Origin of the sequence: Rahnella sp. GSA61A, assembly GCF_019969905.1 — a bacterium.
Taxonomy (GTDB): Bacteria; Pseudomonadota; Gammaproteobacteria; order Enterobacterales; family Enterobacteriaceae; genus Rahnella; species Rahnella aceris.
Genome location: NZ_JAHXYO010000005.1, coordinates 134,674 through 153,550, shown reverse-complemented (window position 1 = coordinate 153,550; position 18,877 = coordinate 134,674). Strand labels below are relative to the sequence as shown.

The 18,877-nt window shown below is 53.0% G+C and carries 18 protein-coding genes; 2 read left to right on the top strand and 16 right to left on the bottom strand.

All coding sequences use genetic code 11. From position 1 onward, the window contains the following. Nucleotides 1-15 precede the first annotated feature (15 nt). From bamB to trmJ, 13 genes are all read right to left on the bottom strand, one after another. Nucleotides 16-1,197, bottom strand: coding sequence for an outer membrane protein assembly factor BamB (gene bamB, locus LC431_RS08850; RefSeq protein WP_013574374.1), 1,182 nt, complete (start codon nucleotides 1,195-1,197; stop codon nucleotides 16-18). An 11-nt stretch (nucleotides 1,198-1,208) separates the two neighbouring features. Beyond that, nucleotides 1,209-1,829, bottom strand: coding sequence for a YfgM family protein (locus LC431_RS08845; RefSeq protein WP_013574373.1), 621 nt, complete (start codon nucleotides 1,827-1,829; stop codon nucleotides 1,209-1,211). Nucleotides 1,830-1,842: 13 nt separating this feature from the next. After that, complete coding sequence (gene hisS / locus LC431_RS08840; protein ID WP_126124671.1) at nucleotides 1,843-3,117, bottom strand: histidine--tRNA ligase; 1,275 nt, start codon at nucleotides 3,115-3,117, stop codon at nucleotides 1,843-1,845. A 136-nt stretch (nucleotides 3,118-3,253) separates the two neighbouring features. Continuing rightward, nucleotides 3,254-4,375: a flavodoxin-dependent (E)-4-hydroxy-3-methylbut-2-enyl-diphosphate synthase gene (gene ispG / locus LC431_RS08835; protein WP_013574371.1), complete on the bottom strand. Its 1,122-nt coding sequence runs from the start codon at nucleotides 4,373-4,375 to the stop codon at nucleotides 3,254-3,256. Between the two features lie 42 nt (nucleotides 4,376-4,417). Beyond that, a complete protein-coding gene (gene rodZ, locus LC431_RS08830; RefSeq protein WP_013574370.1) occupies nucleotides 4,418-5,410 on the bottom strand; it encodes a cytoskeleton protein RodZ in 993 nt (330 codons plus the stop codon). Further along, the gene (pilW, locus tag LC431_RS08825) at nucleotides 5,400-6,137 is read right to left on the bottom strand and encodes a type IV pilus biogenesis/stability protein PilW (protein ID WP_041673193.1); all 738 of its coding nucleotides are present in this window, start codon (nucleotides 6,135-6,137) and stop codon (nucleotides 5,400-5,402) included. Before pilW ends, rodZ begins: the two co-directional genes overlap by 11 nt. 100 nt (nucleotides 6,138-6,237) lie before the next feature. Continuing rightward, complete coding sequence (locus tag LC431_RS08820) at nucleotides 6,238-7,437, bottom strand: bifunctional tRNA (adenosine(37)-C2)-methyltransferase TrmG/ribosomal RNA large subunit methyltransferase RlmN (RefSeq protein WP_013574368.1); 1,200 nt, start codon at nucleotides 7,435-7,437, stop codon at nucleotides 6,238-6,240. A 225-nt stretch (nucleotides 7,438-7,662) separates the two neighbouring features. Then, nucleotides 7,663-8,088: a nucleoside-diphosphate kinase gene (gene ndk / locus LC431_RS08815; protein ID WP_013574367.1), complete on the bottom strand. Its 426-nt coding sequence runs from the start codon at nucleotides 8,086-8,088 to the stop codon at nucleotides 7,663-7,665. Between the two features lie 222 nt (nucleotides 8,089-8,310). After that, nucleotides 8,311-9,174, bottom strand: coding sequence for an enhanced serine sensitivity protein SseB (gene sseB, locus LC431_RS08810; protein ID WP_013574366.1), 864 nt, complete (start codon nucleotides 9,172-9,174; stop codon nucleotides 8,311-8,313). An 82-nt stretch (nucleotides 9,175-9,256) separates the two neighbouring features. Next, a complete protein-coding gene (gene pepB / locus LC431_RS08805; protein WP_013574365.1) occupies nucleotides 9,257-10,567 on the bottom strand; it encodes an aminopeptidase PepB in 1,311 nt (436 codons plus the stop codon). A gap of 81 nt (nucleotides 10,568-10,648) precedes the next feature. Further along, nucleotides 10,649-11,818, bottom strand: coding sequence for an IscS subfamily cysteine desulfurase (locus tag LC431_RS08800; protein WP_223509716.1), 1,170 nt, complete (start codon nucleotides 11,816-11,818; stop codon nucleotides 10,649-10,651). Between the two features lie 274 nt (nucleotides 11,819-12,092). Then, entirely contained in the window at nucleotides 12,093-12,587 is a 495-nt protein-coding gene (iscR, locus tag LC431_RS08795; protein WP_013574363.1) for a Fe-S cluster assembly transcriptional regulator IscR, read from the bottom strand. A gap of 215 nt (nucleotides 12,588-12,802) precedes the next feature. After that, complete coding sequence (gene trmJ, locus LC431_RS08790; RefSeq protein WP_013574362.1) at nucleotides 12,803-13,540, bottom strand: tRNA (cytosine(32)/uridine(32)-2'-O)-methyltransferase TrmJ; 738 nt, start codon at nucleotides 13,538-13,540, stop codon at nucleotides 12,803-12,805. 127 nt (nucleotides 13,541-13,667) lie between these two features. Here trmJ and suhB point away from each other — a divergent pair, with 127 nt between their 5' ends. Then, nucleotides 13,668-14,471, top strand: coding sequence for an inositol-1-monophosphatase (suhB, locus tag LC431_RS08785; protein WP_013574361.1), 804 nt, complete (start codon nucleotides 13,668-13,670; stop codon nucleotides 14,469-14,471). Between the two features lie 80 nt (nucleotides 14,472-14,551). On the opposite strand, the gene LC431_RS08780 is transcribed toward suhB, so the two are convergent. Together LC431_RS08780 and LC431_RS08775 are read right to left on the bottom strand one after the other, a co-directional pair. Further along, nucleotides 14,552-15,571 carry a nickel/cobalt transporter gene (locus LC431_RS08780; RefSeq protein ID WP_126124668.1) on the bottom strand — a complete coding sequence of 340 codons (1,020 nt, stop codon included), beginning with the start codon at nucleotides 15,569-15,571 and terminating at the stop codon, nucleotides 14,552-14,554. After that, nucleotides 15,562-16,227, bottom strand: a complete 666-nt coding sequence (locus LC431_RS08775) for a DUF1007 family protein (RefSeq protein WP_223509731.1) — start codon at nucleotides 16,225-16,227, stop codon at nucleotides 15,562-15,564. Before LC431_RS08775 ends, LC431_RS08780 begins: the two co-directional genes overlap by 10 nt. 187 nt (nucleotides 16,228-16,414) lie before the next feature. On the opposite strand from LC431_RS08775, the gene csiE reads away from it, so the two are divergent. Next, on the top strand, nucleotides 16,415-17,695 hold the full coding sequence (gene csiE, locus LC431_RS08770) for a stationary phase inducible protein CsiE (RefSeq protein ID WP_013574358.1): 1,281 nt from the start codon (nucleotides 16,415-16,417) through the stop codon (nucleotides 17,693-17,695). On the opposite strand, the gene LC431_RS08765 is transcribed toward csiE, so the two are convergent. After that, a complete protein-coding gene (locus LC431_RS08765) occupies nucleotides 17,692-18,852 on the bottom strand; it encodes a 3-phenylpropionate MFS transporter (RefSeq protein ID WP_013574357.1) in 1,161 nt (386 codons plus the stop codon). The two genes, csiE and LC431_RS08765, sit on opposite strands and share 4 nt — an antisense overlap. Nucleotides 18,853-18,877 lie beyond the last annotated feature (25 nt).

Sequence of the window (18,877 nt, the reverse complement as noted above, 5' to 3'; positions counted from 1 at the left end):
ATGCCGGTCGCAGTATTAGCGGGTGAAGGAGTAAACCTCGCCACCTTTCGCCTGCACAACCAGCTTGTCGCTTGCCACAATCGGCGCACTCAGGAAGCCATCGCTGTCGACTTTCTGCTGAGCAACAAAACGACCATCAGTGGTGTTGATCCAGTGCAGATAGCCTTCGGAATCGCCGACCACAATGTAACCATTATACAGCACCGGTGCCGTCAGGTTACGGTGCAGCAACTCACTTTGGCGCCACACGCTGACACCACCCTGAGTATCGAGCGCCATCACGCGGTCATCCTGGTCAACCATATAGATATGGCCTGCGTCGACAATGATGTCATTCACAGAACCAACATCACGTTTCCACATAATCTGACCAGAACGCAGATCCATCGCCACCAGATTGCCATTGTATGCCAGCGTATAAACAACGCCATCAACAATAACCGGCGTGGTATCCACATCGCTCAGACGGTCGATTTCAGTCGTACCGGTAGTCTGAGAAATACGTTGTTGCCAGATCAGCTGACCTTCTTTCATCAGTACAGCACTGACGCGCCCATTATCACCACCGACGATTGCAGCACCAAAGGCTACTGCAGGCGCTGATTCACCACGCAGAGACAGCGTTGGCATATCGAGGTTAGCGGTCCATTGAATGGTACCGTCGGATTCATTCAGACCCTGCAACATACCATTGCCGGTGTGAACCAGAACCAGACCATCGCTGACAACCGGACGGGACAATGCTTCCCCCGCCACTTTGGTCTGCCAGGCGATTTTACCATCAGTGGTGTTCAATGCATAAACGATAGCTTTTTCACTGCCAACGTAAACGTGATCACCTGAAACTGTCAGGCCGCCAGACAGCTGTGCAGAAATATTTCGGGAGAGGAAGCCGGTCTTTTCAGACAGGTTGACGCTCCATTTTTCTTTACCACTGTCAGCGTCGAGTGCTTTAACCAGACCAAAACGGTCAGCCGCAAAAATGGTGCTGTCCTGCCAGGCCGGACGCAGATTGGAGTAGAATTCGCCAATGCCGTCGCCTACGGATTTGCTCCACACTTGCGTCGGTGTGAATTGGTTCTCAACTTTTGGCAGAGGAGACATTTTGACCACGTCTTCTTCGCTGTTAAACAATGAACAGCCACTTAGCAGGGCAACAGAAACCCATCCTACCAAGAGTGTTTTACGCAATTGCATCGGGGTTCCCCTTAGCTGGCTAAGTTGTTCAATTTCATACGCAGCACGGTTTGCAGCGTTTGAGAGGGTTTAGAATCAAGTCCTTTGCTGTAGGCTTCACGAGCACCTTTTGCATCGCCTTTGGCAAGCAAAACATCACCACGGATGCCTTGTTGCATAGCCGTCCAGCCTTCACCCTTCACGCCGTCTAACGTTTTGAGTGCATCATCAAATTTGCCTTGCTGCATCTGGACACGCGCCAGACGTAAGTTCACCAGCGAACGTAAATTATCTTCTTTGGCCTGACCTTGCGCCTGCACTAATTGCTTTTCAGCATTGGCGAAATCACTGGTTCCGACAAAATGATCAGCCAGTTGCAGGGCGGCAAATACGCCGTAATTATTGTCATTGCTCTGAGCAAATTTTTCGAGATCAGCCACGCCTTTCGCGTTATTGCTGGTCAGCGACTGATTAGCTTGCTGGAAAGACGCAGAAGCTTCCGTCAGGGCAGAGTCCTGGTGACTCTGCCAGAAACGCCAGCCGCCCAGGGCTGCAATACCCAGAACAACGCCGATGGCCAGCGCTTTACCGTTTTCGGCAAAGAAGCGACGTACAGCATCAACCTGTTCATTCTCAGTGGTATAGACTTCCACAGTGTCCTTCTCCTTAACCCAACATCGAAGCCAGACGCGCGACGATTTCGCTTTGCGCCAGCGTTTCTTGCGTTCCACTCTGCAGGTCTTTTACGACGACCTGCTGGTTAGCGACTTCAGTTTCGCCTAGTACCAGGGCAACACGCGCACCCCATTTATCAGCACGGGCGAACTGTTTCTTGAAATTGCCGCCACCGTAGTTAGTCATAACTTTCAGCTCAGGCAGCGCATCACGCAGTGTTTCAGCCAGTTGCATAGCCACGCTTTGCGTGCCAGCACCGGATGAGATCACGTAGGTGTCGACGGTTGCCGGTGCTTTGAAGTCCGGGTTTACGGCCTGAACCAGTAATACCAAACGTTCCAGCCCCATGGCGAAACCGACACCCGGTGTTGCACGACCGCCCAGTTGTTCGACCAGACCGTCGTAGCGGCCACCCGCACACACAGTCCCTTGTGAGCCTAAGCTGCTGGTTACCCATTCGAACACGGTGCGGTTGTAATAATCCAGACCGCGCACAAGTCGCTGATTAACCGTATATGGGATACCAGACTGCTCTAAAAGTTCACACAGACCGGCAAAGTGTTCTCTTGATTCTTCATCAAGATAATCACCCAGCTCCGGTGCATCATTTAATAACGTCTGAATATCGGGATTTTTGGAGTCCAGAACACGCAGCGGATTGCTGTACATGCGACGTTTACAGTCTTCATCCAGCTTGTCTTTATGTTGCTCCAGGAAAGCCACCAGCGCATCACGATAGTTCGCGCGGGCTTCCAGTGAACCGATAGAGTTCAGTTCCAGCGCCACGTGCTCAGAAATCCCCAGCGCGCGCCACCAGCGGGCGGTCAGCAGAATTAATTCGGCATCAACGTCCGGCCCTTGCAGACCAAAGACTTCTACACCCAACTGATTGAACTGACGATAGCGACCTTTTTGCGGGCGTTCGTAACGGAACATCGGACCGATGTACCACAGACGTTGTTCCTGATTGTACAGCAGACCATGTTCAATACCGGCACGCACGCAGCCCGCCGTACCTTCCGGACGCAGCGTCAGGCTTTCGCCGTTGCGGTCTTCAAAGGTATACATTTCTTTTTCCACGACATCAGTCACTTCACCGATAGCGCGTTTAAACAATGGGGTCTGCTCTACAATCGGCATACGGATTTCACTGTAGCCGTAACTGCCAAGCACTTGTTTCAACGATCCTTCAATACGTTGCCACAGGGCTGTGTCTTCTGGCAGGTAGTCGTTCATGCCGCGAATGGCCTGGATATTCTTTGCCACGTCAGTTCTCTATCGTTTTATAAAAAATGAACCCGATTATAGGGGCTTTGTGGCTTGTGGTTCAACGCACAGACGCCATTACCCCAGTCGGGTTCAATATAATAATGCAGATGTACGCTGACACCTGCAACCGATGTTACTTTTCAAGATGATTGATAACGATACGTTTACTCTCATCCATAATCGCCGCTTTGGCGCGAATTTTTGCTTCTAACTGGTCGATCATATCATTGTTATCAAAACGCTCTCTCTGACGGACACCGTCTTCATAGAAACCGCTTTTGTTATGACCGCCGGTGACGCCCATGGTAGAAACCAGCGCTTCGCCCGGACCGTTAACCACACAACCAATGATCGAAACGTCCATTGGCGTGATGATATCTTCCAGACGTTGTTCCAGCGCATTCACGGTACCGATGACATCAAACTCCTGACGCGAACAAGTCGGACAGGCAATAAAGTTGATACCACGGGAACGGATACGCAGTGATTTGAGGATATCGAATCCGACTTTGACTTCTTCAACCGGATCAGCCGCCAGCGAAATACGCAGCGTGTCGCCGATACCTTCTGAGAGCAGCAGGCCCAGACCAATGGCTGATTTAACGGAACCTGCACGCAGGCCACCGGCTTCGGTAATTCCCAGATGCAGAGGCTGAACAATTTGCTTAGCCAGCAGGCGGTAGGACTCAACAGCCAGGAAAACGTCAGAGGCTTTTACGCTGACTTTGAACTGGTCGAAGTTAAGACGGTCAAGAATATCAACGTGGCGCATCGCCGATTCCAGCAGCGCTTGCGGCGTAGGTTCGCCGTACTTTTCCTGAATATCTTTTTCCAGAGAGCCGCCGTTCACACCGATACGGATAGGAATATTTTTGTCGCGTGCGCAATCCACCACGGAGCGGATGCGGGATTCGTTACCGATGTTACCTGGATTAATACGCAGGCAATCTACGCCGTATTCTGCAACCTGCAGGGCGATGCGGTAATCGAAATGAATATCAGCGACCAGCGGGACATTAACCTGCTGTTTGATAAGTTTGAATGCTTCTGCCGCATCCATGGTTGGCACAGAAACGCGAACAATGTCGACACCGACGCGTTCCAGTGATTTGATCTGTGCGACTGTCGCCGCGACATCTGTGGTGCGAGTGTTGGTCATCGATTGCACCGCAATCGGTGCTCCGTCACCTACAGGCACCTTGCCGACATAAATCCGGGTTGATTTGCGACGGGTAATGGGTGCTTGGTTATGCATTACTTCACTCTCCATCGTTGCAATCGTCTGACAAACTGCCGATTACTCGGCAGCTAAGGTCAGGCGCGCAACACGGCTTGATTTTACAAAACGACTTAAATCAACCGGCTTGCCCTGGAATTGGATATCCACCGCCCCCGGCGCACCGATTTTCAGTTTATACGGCGCAGTGCCCTTCACGCTGAAGGTCTCTCCGCCTTTCTTCATGCCGCTGAACAGGGTTTTCCCTGATGCGTCATCAATCTGGAACCAGCAGTCAGCTTTAAAGGTAAAGGTCACCGCTTGTGGATCCGCACCTGCTGCCGCAGTTTGTGCATCACCGGTTGGTAGACCGTTTTCAGCAGTTGCAGGCTGACTGGTTGAAACAGCGGCAGGCGCTTGCTCCGCTGGCGTACCTGATGCTGCCGGTGCGTTGCTTGCTGCTGCGCCCGGTGCGGTATTCAGCGGGATAGAATTCTGCGGCTGTGTTGTGTTTGCAGCAGGAGCCGGGTCAGAAGAAGTATCTTCTGTTGTCGGTGCAGAATTCGCATTGTCGCCCAGAGGAATAGTTTGCCCCTGGCCGTTATCCTGATTCAGTTGTGCTGATGACTGATCGGCCATTGTTGCGATTTCCTGCTGTTGCGCCTGATGATTTTGCCACCACCATGCACCGGTCAGGCCAATCACCACAAACACCACCAGCCAGGTAAAGCCCATCAGCCAGCCATCGCGTTTTTTGCGAGACTTACCGAGAGAGAATCCCTGCATTGAAGCCACTTTAGGCACTTTAATCGGCGCTTGTTTACCGATCAGACCTAATAATTCTTCTTCCGGGACATGAACCAGTTTTGCATAGGAACGGAGGTAACCACGCAGGAAAGTCGGCGCAAGATCGGCCGGCGTCGTTTCTTCTTCGATTTGGCGAATAGTTGAGACTTTCAGACACAGGCGTTCTGCAACAGCCTGATGACTAAGACCTAACTGTTCACGAGCCTGACGCAGACGTTCGCCTGTAGTCAGTTTTGCATTATTTTCTTGAGGGGCTTCAGTATTCATTGGCTAAGAACTGCTGGTACTGTTTAGATTGTGGATAACTACGCGCAAGTTGCTTACCGTAGCGTTGAACGCTATCCGGGTTGCCCGCTAACGCAGCGAATCGAATTTGTAACATGAGGCTGTCGGCAGTGGCTGGCAGAACATGTTGATATACATCCAGTAATAGTTTCGCCTGAGCGCGGTTCCCTTCCCCAAATTCTTTGGTTGCCTCAGTCAGCAAGGGTGCGCCTTTATCGGGATCCACTTTCAATGCCCGGCTTAGTAACACTCGCGCTTCCTCATTCTGATTGGCCTTCAGAAAACAGTAGCCTGCATTTTCCAGACTGTCAGCAACCTGACCGTAATCAGGCGCATTAGCTGCGGCGCTAAACTGCTGTTGTGCGGGTACATACTGCCCTAAACTACACAAAAACGCACCGTAATTATTTAAGACCGTCCCATTTTGCGGCGCCAGCTGCAACGCTTGCTGGTAGCGGCTTTCCGCTGCTTTCTGATTGCCGTTTTTTTGCTCGTAAAGCGCCATGCCAAGCTGTGTCCGATAATCCTGCGGCGCACCGTCAACGGCTTTCTGCAGATTCTGCCTGGCCGCCTCCATGTTCCCCTGATTCAGGTACGCCATGCCAAGTTCGAGACGCGTTTGTGCTGCGCCGCTGGCCTGTTGCGTTTCTTTCGGTGAACTGGAACATCCCGCCAGTAAAGCCACAGTCATGCCTGCGGCGATCAGCATTTTCACACTGCCCTTCATTGCCATGCTTAATTCCCTTTACCCTGCCAGTGACAATAAAACAGCGGGCTTCGACGGAACACCGTGGCGAAGCCCATTGGGATCAGACGGCTTTTACGGAAATCTGTTGCTCGCCTGCCATTTTTTTCTTCAACGTACGTTTGGTACGGTCGATAACATCACCGGCCAGCTGACCACACGCGGCATCAATGTCATCACCACGGGTTTTGCGCACGATAACTGTAAAGCCATAATCCATCAGCACTTTAGAGAAACGATCAATACGGCTGTTCGAGCTGCGGCCATACGGCGCGCCCGGGAACGGGTTCCAGGGGATCAGGTTGATTTTGCATGGCGTATTCTTCAGACGCTCAGCCAGTTCATGCGCATGCTCGGTGCCATCATTGATGTGATCCAGCATAACGTATTCGATGGTAACGCGGCCCTGATTGGCGTTGGATTTGCTAATATAACGCTCAACAGCGGCCAGGAAGGTATCGATATTGTACTTGCGGTTGATCGGCACAATTTCGTCACGAATGGCGTCGTTAGGTGCGTGCAGGGAAATCGCCAGCGCGACATCAATCATATCGCCCAGCTTGTCCAGCGCAGGGACGACACCCGATGTGGAAAGCGTCACGCGACGTTTTGACAAACCGAAACCGAAATCGTCGAGCATGATTTCCATGGCCGGAACCACGTTATTGAGGTTCAGCAAAGGTTCGCCCATGCCCATCATCACCACGTTGGTGATGGGGCGCGTACCGGCCACTTTCGCCGCACCGATAATTTTTGCCGCACGCCATACCTGACCGATAATTTCGGACACACGCAGGTTACGGTTAAAGCCCTGTTGCGCCGTGGAACAGAAAGTACATTCCAGTGCACAGCCGACCTGAGAGGAAACGCAAAGCGTCGCACGGTCGCCGTCCGGGATATACACGGTTTCAACCAGTTGTCCGCCCACCTGAATCGCCCACTTGATGGTGCCGTCAGTTGAACGTTGTTCTGACGCGACTTCCGGTGCACGAATTTCTGCAACGCGGGCCAGCTTTTCACGCAGCGCCTTATTGATATCGGTCATTTGCTCGAAATCATCGCTGCAGTAGTGATACATCCACTTCATGACCTGATCAGCACGGAACGGTTTTTCGCCCATGTTGATGAAGAACTCACGCATTTGCTTGCGGTTAAGGTCAAGAAGGTTAATTTTTGCGGCAGCAGGCACGACAGTATTCACGGCTTCTGCGGAAACAGCGTTATTTTCAGACAAAATTGGCTCGGACGTGTTGGATTCTAACATGATGAAAATGGCCTCGTTGTTACACGTTATGGCGTATTGGAAGTGCAGAGCCAGGCCCGAAAGGTAACGGCTGGCCTGCAAATAAAATTGCGCCCCGAAGAGGCTGGCTCATTCGGGGCGCAACATTGTACAAATTTTAGGGCACGGTTGCCATGTTTGGAAAGTACAGTTACAAAATTCTTGTGAATTTGCGGCTTATCTTCCAGCAACGGTGACTCAAAAATCTTAACGCGGGCAGATTTCGCTTTCGGTAAAGAAGTAAGCGATTTCGCGTTGTGCAGATTCTACAGCATCAGAACCGTGAACCGCGTTAGCAGTGAAGCTATCCGCGAAGTCTGCACGCAGTGTGCCAGCCAGTGCGTTGTCCGGGTTAGTGGCGCCCATGATGTCACGGTTACGCTGAACCGCGTTTTCACCTTCCAGAACCTGAACCATGATCGGGCCAGAGGTCATGAACTCAACCAGACCGTCGAAGAACGGACGGCCTTTGTGTTCTGCGTAGAAGCCTTCAGCTTGTTCTTTCGTCAGTTTCAGCATTTTAGACGCGATGATGGTGAAGCCAGCGCGTTCGAAACGTGCGTAGATAGCACCGATGTCGTTGTTAGCTACGGAGTTTGGCTTGATGATGGAAAAAGTGCGTTCGATAGTCATGAAAAAACCTCTGTCTGACTTTTATAGGTAGGGCCGGTTAATTTAATGTTATACCTGCCGTAAAATGGCGGTGATTATAGGGAGCGAAGTTACGATTGCCTACCCGAATCACAACATTTAATTAAAAAAATGTGTGATTAATTCACTATCGAACCTAAACCACCTATTTCCCGCAAACAAAACAGGGGCAAAACGGTGCTTTCCCCTGGTGTCCTCTCACTTTTATGCCTGTCCTGACGAAGGAATAATATTGCGCAACCAGCTTCCCCACTTGCGCTGATAGAACGGCTGGGTGTGGCTGATCAGATAATGGCTGATGCCACGCTCTTTTTCAGAAACGATACAGAAATCCACCGGACGCTCGTCGGGAGAGGTTTCACTCGCCACATTCCCTGCCTCGCGGATCAGCGCGTCAATCTCCTGCTCATCACCGTCCGCTTCGACGCCAATCAGCAGGTTTGGCTGTTCATCCACGGCTTTATCGTGGATCAGCGCCATAAATGCACGGCGCACCGGTTTCTTCTGAGTGAAAAGCGTGGTGAGCGCGTCGATCATGGCGGAAGGATACTCCTCCGGCTGGCCGATCAGCAGCTGACTTTCTTTATCCAGCACCAGCTCAGACGGCGCATTTAACCCGCCATTGCTCAGCAACAGCGTCACCTCGTTCGGGGTGAATTCCTTGCCGTACTCCGACTTCGGATTCAGAAACAACTCCTCCCCTTGTGTCATTTCAAACAACACGCGGGCAGGCAGCGCGACAAACGCCTGCTCATCCGGGCTTTCGCCGGCACTGGCTTTTTCCAGAACCTCCACAGAGGAAAAGAAAGGAATGATCGAGCTGCCGTCCTGTTTTTCCCAGTGCAAAACATTCAGTTCACTGCCTGCGGTAATCGCCACACTGCCCTGCTTTTCAGCGTCATCCTGCCCTGCATCACCCAGCACAAACACGGTGGACTCCAGCAAAGTTTGATAAAACGCCGGACGCCAGGCAGGCGCGGTGACAGACAGGCGGAGCAGGCGCTCCAGCTCGTTTTCACCGTCGGTCGCCGCCGCGCTGGCAGGGAGATGATCGTGTGGGACACTCATGGTTCTTAACTCCGCTAGTGGTATAAAACGGGGCGCTCTTAAGCGCCCCGTTGTGCTTCATGCATGCATTGCTTTCTAAAACTTACTTCGCCTTGGCTAACAGCAGGTTGGCGACGGTACGCACCCCCAGACCTGTCGCACCGGCAGACCACTGATCCGCCGCGCTTTTGCGGTACGTTGCGGAACAGTCGATGTGCAGCCAGCCTTTCTTATAGTCAGTGACGAAATGAGACAAGAACGCAGCGGCTGTGCTTGCGCCCGCAGTGTGTGCAGGACCGGCAATGTTGTTCAACTCGGCAAAGTTAGACGGCAGATGTGAACGGTGGAATTCTTCCAGTGGCAGACGCCAGAACGGTTCGTGTTCGGCTTTCGCGCTTTCCAGCAGTTCGCCTGCCAGTGCATCGTCAAAGCTGAACAGTGCGTGATAATCGTTACCCAGCGCAGTTTTCGCCGCGCCGGTCAGCGTGGCCGCATCAATGATCAGTTCGGGTTTTTGCGCAGAAGCGTCGATCAGGCCATCAGCCAGCACCAGACGGCCTTCGGCGTCGGTGTTCATCACTTCAACGGTTTTACCGTTGCGGTAGCGGATAATGTCGCCCAGTTTCAGTGCATTGCCGCTGACCATGTTATCCGCGCAGCACAGATACAGTTTCACACGTTTATTCAGACCGTTCGCCGCTGCCAGCGCCAGTGCGCCGGTCAGCGTGGCCGCGCCGCCCATATCCGCTTTCATGGAATCCATTGACGCACTTGGCTTCAGGCTGTAACCGCCGGTATCAAAAGTGATACCTTTGCCGACCAGACAGGCGTAAACCGGTGCATCTGCGTCGCCGCCCGGGTTGTAATCCAGCGCCAGTAATACCGGCGGACGGTCAGAACCGCGGCCCACGGTGTGGATACCCATATAACTTTGCTGACGCAGGTCGTCGCCTTTGGTGATGCGGTAGCTGACTTTTTCATTACCGAATTCACACATCAGATCAACCGCGCGGGTCGCCAGTTGTTCAGGGGACAAATCCTCTGCCGGGGTATTAATGGTATTACGTACCCAGTCGATGATTTTCAGCCGTTTTTTAAGCGTGTTGGCGTCATCTTCGGACAATTCTGCCCATTCAACGTTGCGTGTGCCTTTCGGGCCACGGAAGCCTTGCCAGAATGCCCAGCTATTTTCGAGATCCCAGCCTTCACCCGCCAGTTTAACATTTTTAACACCCTGACCGTCGATACGACGCGCGGCACGGGCAATGACCGTCAGCACATCGCCGCCATTCAAATGAATGGTCATACCGGCGGAATCGGTGCTCAGTGTGGCTTTTTCGCCCCAGCGCGCATCAGCAGGCTGGGAAGAAAGGAATACGGACATTGCTTCATTGGTCGTGACTTCGGAACTCATAACAGCACTCCTGATGTTTTTTATCTTCAATGAATATTCATTTTCAATGACAGGCAAATCACCCTTTCATCGGGTGGCACTTCATTTCGTATAAACAGGTGGCAACTCACGCAGGCGGCGGACAGATTTCACCACCAGCGCAATCGCATAATCAATTTCTTCTTCCGTTGTCCAGCGCCCCAGCGAGAAGCGAAGGGAGCTGTGCGCCAGTTCTTCACTTAATCCCAGAGCACGCAGAACATAGGAAGGCTCAAGGCTGGCAGACGTACAAGCCGAACCTGACGATACCGCCAGATCTTTCAACGCCATGATCAGAGACTCCCCTTCTACACCGGCAAAACTGACGTTGAGAATATTCGGTGCCGCATGTTTCGGCGTGCCGTTCAGAAACACCTGATCCAGCGCCTGAATGCCTTTCCACAAACGATCGCGCAGTTCAGTCAGACGCGCTACTTCGGCGGTCATTTCTTCTTTGGCGATACGATAAGCCTCGCCCATCCCGACAATCTGATGCACCGGCAATGTACCGGAACGCATGCCGCGTTCATGACCGCCGCCGTGGATTTGCGCGTCAATCCGCACTTTCGGTTTACGACTCACGTACAGCGCGCCGATGCCTTTCGGGCCGTAAATCTTATGCGCGGAAAACGACATCAGATCAACCTGCAACTCGCTGAGATCAATCGCAATCTTGCCCACACTTTGGGTCGCATCCACATGGAAAAGGATGCCCCGACTGCGGCACAGTTCGCCGATGGTCGCAATATCCTGTACCACGCCGATTTCATTATTCACCTGCATGATGGACACCAGAATGGTGTCCGGGCGCAGCGCCGCTTCAATCGCCGCTGGCGGAATAAAACCATCTGCCTGCGGCGACAGATAGGTGACGTCGAAGCCTTCAGTTTCCAGCTGTGCACAGGTGTCTAACACCGCTTTATGCTCAGTCTGGCTGGTAATAATGTGTTTGCCTTTCGTGCTGTGCGCGTGGGCGGCACCTTTAATCGCCAGATTGTCAGATTCGGTGGCGCCCGACGTGAAGACGATTTCACGCGGATCGGCATTAATCAGCTCGGCAATCTGGTTACGCGCCACATCCACCGCCTCTTCAGCCTGCCAGCCGAAACGGTGAGAACGGGAAGCCGGATTACCGAAAGTACCGTCCAGTGTTAAACACTGCATCATTTTCTGTGCAACACGCGGATCAACCGGCGTGGTGGCAGAGTAATCAAGATAAATAGGTAATTTCATGGCAGGTAAGCTCCGGACTGCGCGTTCGGCTTCGAACGAAAGAATTAAAAAACGACATCCAGTTTAAAACGGGTTCACGGCTTCTTAAAAGGGAAATGACGCTTTGCGGGCACTAATCGGTAAGAATTGACGTCAGAAAAGCAAAAGCCCGCGGAAATGTGCATTTCCGCGGGCTTTGAGTAACGTAAAAATTCACATGCATCCCATAAATCATTCGTGTCGCATCAAGGCGGCAACGGAGCAAACCCCGAGGCGGCGCGAAGGATGACAGGGATTAGGCTCGAAGATTGACGTTGATAGTTTCCATCTGCCGGCCATTCGGCTGACGACGGGTTTCACCGTTCTGACGGTCAGCCACTTCCAGGATTTCCTGATTATTGACCAGCTCTGCCAGCGTAATATTGTTCAGGAAGCCGCTGATGCGTTCGCTCAGATCACGCCATAAGGTGTGAGTCAGGCAACGTTCGCCATTCTGGCAGCCTTCTTTACCCTGGCAACGGGTCGCATCGACAGATTCGTCAACGGCAGTAATCACGGCACCAACGGCGATATCACCAGAATCTTTACCTAACAGATAACCACCGCCCGGACCACGAACACTGGCAACCAGACCATTTTTGCGTAAGCGCGAGAAAAGCTGCTCCAGGTAAGAAAGGGAAATACCCTGACGCTCAGAAATGTCAGCCAGTGGTACTGGTCCTTCCTGGGAATGCAGTGCAACATCGAGCATAGCGGTCACGGCATAACGGCCTTTGGATGTCAGTCTCATAGCATGGTTACCTGTTTAAATGACTTAGAAATTCAATAGTGCGGAACATGCAAACGAGTCTGCCATTCCCGAGTAAAACAGTCAACTATTTAACCTAGTAATTTACTCAAGTATTACAGAGCGGGCAGAACCGCACGATTTCTGTCATTTACTGATAATCGACAACCCTTTGATAAAAAGCCACAAACCGGTGTTTTATAATCAAATTCCGATGCTTATTCTTTGTTGCTATGAGTCTTTTCAATCGACGTCAGGATACCGCGCAGGATGTTTAATTCCTGAGATTCAGGTCGTGCACGGGTAAACAGACGGCGTAATTTGCTCATCACCTGCCCCGGATGTGCCTGACGAATAAAGCCGGTTTCCAGCAAGGTTTTTTCCAGATGCTGATAAAAACGTTCGAGATCGTCGACCAGCGGATACGGTGTCTCTTCATATTCAATCTGCGGTTTTGCTGCTTCCAGTAAAGCCAGATGTGCGACGCGTACTTCATAGGCAATAATCTGCACAGCCATCGCCAGATTCAGCGAGCTGTATTCAGGGTTTGCCGGAATGCACACATGATAGTTACATTTTTGCAGTTCTTCGTTGGTCAGCCCGACGCGTTCACGGCCAAACACCAGCGCCACCGGCGCGGTTTGTGCGGCTTTCGCACTGTGCTCACCGCACTCGCGCGGTTCAAGCATCGGCCACGGCAGTGTGCGGGAACGTGCGCTGGTGCCGATCACCAGACTACAGCCAGCCAGCGCTTCATCAAGCGTATCAACAATTGTCGCGTTACCGATGACATCGCTGGCTCCGGCAGACAAAGAGATAGCCTGAGAGTCAGGTTTTACCAGTGGATTCACCAGATAAAGGCTTGATAAGCCCATGGTTTTCATAGCACGGGCGGTAGAGCCCATATTGCCAGTGTGGGACGTTTCTACTAATACAATGCGGATATTGGGCAGCATAGGAACTCTTAACCAGACGGAAAATCACAACAGCCTAACACAACGGTAGTTAATTTTCAGAACCCCTGCTATACTGCGCGCCGTTTCCCGTATTCCCGTTCTTTAACATCCTAGTTGGAAGATATCCATGCATCCGATGCTCACCATCGCCGTGCGCGCTGCGCGCAAGGCCGGTAACCTGATTGCCAAACATTACGAAACGCCAGACTCTGTAGAATCTACACAAAAAGGTACCAACGATTTTGTTACCAACGTAGACCGCGATGCAGAACACATGATTATCGATGTTATTCGCAAATCCTATCCAAAACACACCATCATCAGTGAAGAGTGTGGCGAGCTGGAAGGCGAAGACAAAGACGTACAATGGATTATCGACCCGCTGGATGGCACTACCAACTTCGTTAAACGCTTCCCACATTTCGCTGTTTCTATCGCCGTGCGCATCAAAGGCCGCACTGAAGTCGCGGTAGTTTACGATCCAATGCGTAACGAACTGTTCACCGCGAGCCGTGGTCAGGGCGCACAGTTGAACGGTTACCGTCTGCGCGGTACTAACGCGAAAGATCTCGACGGCACCATTCTGGCGACCGGTTTCCCGTTCAAAGCAAAACAACACGCAACCAGCTACATGAATGTGGTTGGCAAACTGTTCACCGAATGTGCAGACTTCCGCCGCACCGGTTCTGCTGCGCTGGATCTGGCCTACGTGGCCGCTGGCCGCGTTGACGGTTTCTTCGAAATCGCCCTCAAGCCCTGGGATTTCGCTGGCGGTGAACTGCTGGTTCGTGAATCCGGCGGCGTGGTGACTGACTTTGTTGGCGGCCACAACCACTTCTCGTCAGGCAACATCGTTGCCGGCAACCCACGCGTCGTTAAAGGTATTCTGATGACCATGCGTGATGAACTGAGCGAAGCGCTGAAGCGTTAATTCCGCTGAGTATCAGTTAAAAAAAACGGACGTCCTTTCGGGCGTCCGTTTTTTTATGTCTGTTGTTTATGTACAGGAGGTTATCCCCTGAATGGCCCGCCGGTTATCGGTGAAACATCACCGCCGCCGGTGCTGAAGAGCAAAATGCCCGCCACCAGCAGCACAATTCCGCCGGTCAGCGCCAGCAGTGACCAGGTGATCCGCTGCCACGCCGCAGGCGTGCGGGTTGCGCTTAGTTTCACTGCCAGCGCACGGCTGTAAAACACCAGCACACCAATCAGCGAGACGGTCAGCGAGGTGCCGATAGCCATCGTAATGGCTGAAATCACGCCCCAGTTGTAGACGCCAATCACCTTGGAAAACAGCAATACCATGATCGCGCCGGAACACGGGCGTAATCCCATCGCCAGCACAATCGCCACCTGCGTGCGTAAATCTCCGCCCGCCTGAAGCTGCTGATCGTTTGGCACATGCTGATGGCCGCAACCGCAATGTTCGTCGTGGACATGCGTTTCATTGCCCATCGGCGACAGGCTGTGGATTTTCATGGCGTGAACCGGACGCAAACTGTTGATGGTTTGCCACATCCGTTTAAGCGCCCGCCAGCACAACAGCAACCCCAGCAACATCACCAGAATGAAACTGCCCCGCTCCATCCAGAAACTGCTCTGATGCAGCTGACGCGAAGACAGTTGCAGCACGCCGAGCACCACACTGACCAATAATATTGCCACCAGCCCCTGCACAATCGCCGACGCGAAGGTCAGCTTCAGGCTGTTTTTCAGTCGCGAAGGATGCGTCGCCAGATAGGTGGTGATAACGATTTTGCCGTGCCCCGGCCCGATGGCGTGGATCACGCCATAAATCAGGCTAAAACCGGCCAGCGTCATACCCGCCTGCATCGGATTTTCTTTCACCTGCCGCAGCAGACCCGCCAGTTCCTGATGTAACTCCCGCTGCCAGATAATGCTGCTGAGCAAAATACGCGGCCAGTAATGGATTAACAGGGAAGCGCCGCCCGCCAGCAGCAACAGAAATACTGCCAGCGGCCAGAGATCGCGCCAGGACAGGGTTTTCGATGGCGTGGAGATTAATGACATTCCAGCGTGACCTTCTGAGCAAATTGCTGACCAAGATCCATGTCTTCCGGCGGGGCATCAGCCTTATCGAGTGACAGGGCATAATTTTGCAGCGAGGCATCCGGCTTCGGCGTAAACAGTGCCAGCGTACAGCGTTTTTCCAGCGCCGGTGGCAGATGCAACGCGGTTTTGTCTTTATAGGTCATATCGACAAAATACGAAGGATCAAAAGTGGAGAATTCCATCGGTTTGCCTTCCAGCCCTTGCGGTTTGGCCAGCGGCAGGACGAATTCCAGCACTGCCTGATCGCCCTTACGGGAAAGCTGATACTCACTGGGCAGATCCAGATATTTCACCGGTTTTCCGTCACGATAGAAATCTGTGAAGTAATGCTGACTCAGCACCCGCGCCATGACTTCGGCCGCCAGTTTCTTCCAGATATCCGACCCCGGCTTGGCGTTCTGTGCGTCGTACAACAAATCTGCCGAGGTGATTTCATCCATCGTCCAGACCATTTTCAGCCCGGTCAGCGAGGTTTCATTCGCCACCAGCGTGGTCTGCATATCAATAAAACTGTGCGGGTGCGCCAGCACCGTTGCGGGCAGACAGAACAGCGCAACGCCCAGCCATTTGGCGTAACGGGAGAAAGGCCGGTTCCGGGCCTGGTGTAACGTCATTTCCATATCAGGCGCCATTATATTGTTACTAAGTAACAGTATTTTGCTGTGCATTTAACCGGTCGTCAAAAATATCTGTGATCTGAGTTGTAAGCCGGAGTAAAAGCCAATCCCCGCGCCTTATTGCGGGCATTCGCTTTGCTATGCTTGACTAATAATTTCAGGCGATACCTTTTCGGCAGGTGATATGAATCCAGAAAAACAGCCCTCCCCTGCGCTTTCCGCTACGCAACGCCGTTGCCACGTGTTGCTGATGCTGTACGCGCCGCTGACGGCGGTTCAGCTGGAGATCATCAGCGAAATTAACGGCGTCGGGCTAGACATGACGTGGGAAGATCTGGCGGAAGTGACCTGCGAAATTCAGCGGATCCACCAGCTTGATGTGCTGCAGTACAGCGAAAAAGAATGCCGCATTCAGGGCGATACGCTCGCTCAAAGGCTGTGTTTATTTCAGGGCTTGCGCCGTACATTGCGCATTTCACCGGACTTCGTTTCCCGCCATTTTATTCCCTGGCTGCATATTGCCTTCGAAGGCCAGGCCTGCCCGAAGGCTGCTCTGCGCACCGACATTCTTGGCATGATGCTGGAAGACTGCGGCGCGTTATTACCCAAACCCCTGAGCGGACACGACCGCCAGCTGATGCTCATCTGCCTGCAATACTGTCTGTGGCAAAACAATGGCCCGACCGGCTTACGCTTCACCGAACAACAGCGTCGCTGGCTGCGCGAAAAGCCCGAATATCCTGCCGCCCGCGAACTGTTTATTCAGTTACAGGAACTCAGCAACGGCCGGCTGGATGAGTGCGAATGTGAGTTTTTCACCCTGATGTTACGTATGCTGAAAATCCACAGTTATCAGAGTTCCGGTTCGACGGAAGATCAGCGGCTGTTATTAGAAATTGAAAATATGGTGGCGCGTTTTCAAGATATCGCCGGGATGAAATTCAGCAGTTACGAAGGGCTGGTCGGCCAGCTTTTCGCCCATCTGGGCCCGGCGATCGAACGCTGTCATTTTGGCATCGGCATCGACAATCTGATGCAGGAAGAAGTGAACCGCATGTATCCGCGTCTGGTGCGAACCACCCGCGAGGCGTTGCAGGGTTTCGAACACGAATATCTGATTACGCTTTCTGAGGATGAAATCGGGCTGGTGGCGATCACTTTCGGCGCGTGGCTGATGCAGGGTAATGCCTTGCAGGAAAAACAAATTTTGCTGCTGACGCACGACAATCCGCAGCTGGAAGAAGCGGTCGAGCAGCAAATTCGCGAAGCGACGCTGCTGCCGCTGAACATTAAATATCAGACGCTGGCGGATTTCTATAAATTCGGTGCGCCGAGTGGCGTAGCGCTGATTGTCACCCCTTACGCCACCCGCAGCACCGACGCCGACCCGCTGGTGATCCACACGCAACTACCGCTGGCCAAAGAGCAGCGTAAACGTATCCGCTCGCTGCTCGAAGCCCCCTAACGGGCTGACGTCACCGGCGCTGACGGCGTAACCACCGGACGCAGGAAAATCGCCGGCACCGCCAGCAGCGCCATCACCCAGAACAATCCGGCATGCAGATGTTCGAACAGGAAACCGGATACCATGGTCATCACGGCCACGCCGCCCCCCATCGCCAGTGCGGAATACACCGATTGCAGGCGGATCACCTGATCACGTGGTCGTGCAGCGATAAATCGCATGCCCGCCAGATGACAAACCGTAAACGTGCCACAGTGCAGAATCTGCATCACAATCAGCCACGGCAACGCGGTAAACGCACCCATCATTCCCCAGCGTACCACGCCACACACGGCCGAAAGCAGCAGCAGATCCCGCGCTGACCAGCGGCTGAACAGCTGTTTGCTAAAGGTAAAGACCAGCACTTCCGCCACGACGCCCAGCGACCACAAATAGCCGATGGTCGTGGAAGAATAGCCCACATCCTGCCAGTAAATTGCACTGAAACCGTAATACGCCGCATGGGCGCCCTGCAACAGCGTCACACATAACAGGAAACGCCAGACTGGTTTTTCGCCAAGCAACGCTTTCCACGAAATACCCGGCGCACCGCTGGTACGCGGCTCTCCCACCGGCTTCACGCTCGGGCGCAGCAACATACCGAGCAACATCGCGGCCACGCCTGCGGTCAGTGTGTACAAAATCGCCTTATGACCGTAGACCTCAACCAGCTTGCCGGTCACCGCCGATCCAATCACGAAGGCAATGGAGCCCCAGACACGCACCTTGCCGTAATCCATATTGATCTGGCGTTGCAACGTGCCTGCCAGCGCATCGGTCAGCGGCACCAGCGGACCGAAAAACAGACTGAAACCGGCAATGTTGATCATCAGCCACGCCCAGCCGTTGCCAAACCAGAACCCGACGGCAAACGCCAGCGTAAGCAGCGCCAGAATACGCAAACCGGTGATGAGGTAAGACGGGTCTTTGATGGACGGAGAAATGATTAACGTGCCGAGAAAACGGGCGACCAGACCCGCACCCAGCAACAAGCCGATGCTTTCGGAGGAGATCCCCTCACCTTTAAGCCACAGGCCCCAGAAAGGAAGAAAAATACCGTAACTGAAAAAATAGGTGAAATAACTGAGTGCAAGCCAGCGCGTGGAACGCAATTCCATAAATCCTCCGGTGTGAGGCCAATAC

What these genes read in the sequence shown, in the direction of transcription:
- rodZ (WP_013574370.1), bottom strand. Translation starts at nt 5,410, where the DNA reads ATGAATACTGAAGCCCCTCAAGAAAATAATGCAAAACTGACTACAGGC.
- sseB (WP_013574366.1), bottom strand. Translation starts at nt 9,174, where the DNA reads ATGAGTGTCCCACACGATCATCTCCCTGCCAGCGCGGCGGCGACCGAC.
- LC431_RS08820 (WP_013574368.1), bottom strand. Translation starts at nt 7,437, where the DNA reads ATGTTAGAATCCAACACGTCCGAGCCAATTTTGTCTGAAAATAACGCT.
- LC431_RS08800 (WP_223509716.1), bottom strand. Translation starts at nt 11,818, where the DNA reads ATGAAATTACCTATTTATCTTGATTACTCTGCCACCACGCCGGTTGAT.
- LC431_RS08780 (WP_126124668.1), bottom strand. Translation starts at nt 15,571, where the DNA reads ATGTCATTAATCTCCACGCCATCGAAAACCCTGTCCTGGCGCGATCTC.
- bamB (WP_013574374.1), bottom strand. Translation starts at nt 1,197, where the DNA reads ATGCAATTGCGTAAAACACTCTTGGTAGGATGGGTTTCTGTTGCCCTG.
- trmJ (WP_013574362.1), bottom strand. Translation starts at nt 13,540, where the DNA reads ATGCTGCCCAATATCCGCATTGTATTAGTAGAAACGTCCCACACTGGC.
- LC431_RS08775 (WP_223509731.1), bottom strand. Translation starts at nt 16,227, where the DNA reads ATGACGTTACACCAGGCCCGGAACCGGCCTTTCTCCCGTTACGCCAAA.
- pepB (WP_013574365.1), bottom strand. Translation starts at nt 10,567, where the DNA reads ATGAGTTCCGAAGTCACGACCAATGAAGCAATGTCCGTATTCCTTTCT.
- ispG (WP_013574371.1), bottom strand. Translation starts at nt 4,375, where the DNA reads ATGCATAACCAAGCACCCATTACCCGTCGCAAATCAACCCGGATTTAT.
- iscR (WP_013574363.1), bottom strand. Translation starts at nt 12,587, where the DNA reads ATGAGACTGACATCCAAAGGCCGTTATGCCGTGACCGCTATGCTCGAT.
- ndk (WP_013574367.1), bottom strand. Translation starts at nt 8,088, where the DNA reads ATGACTATCGAACGCACTTTTTCCATCATCAAGCCAAACTCCGTAGCT.
- csiE (WP_013574358.1), top strand. Translation starts at nt 16,415, where the DNA reads ATGAATCCAGAAAAACAGCCCTCCCCTGCGCTTTCCGCTACGCAACGC.
- suhB (WP_013574361.1), top strand. Translation starts at nt 13,668, where the DNA reads ATGCATCCGATGCTCACCATCGCCGTGCGCGCTGCGCGCAAGGCCGGT.
- pilW (WP_041673193.1), bottom strand. Translation starts at nt 6,137, where the DNA reads ATGCTGATCGCCGCAGGCATGACTGTGGCTTTACTGGCGGGATGTTCC.
- LC431_RS08765 (WP_013574357.1), bottom strand. Translation starts at nt 18,852, where the DNA reads ATGGAATTGCGTTCCACGCGCTGGCTTGCACTCAGTTATTTCACCTAT.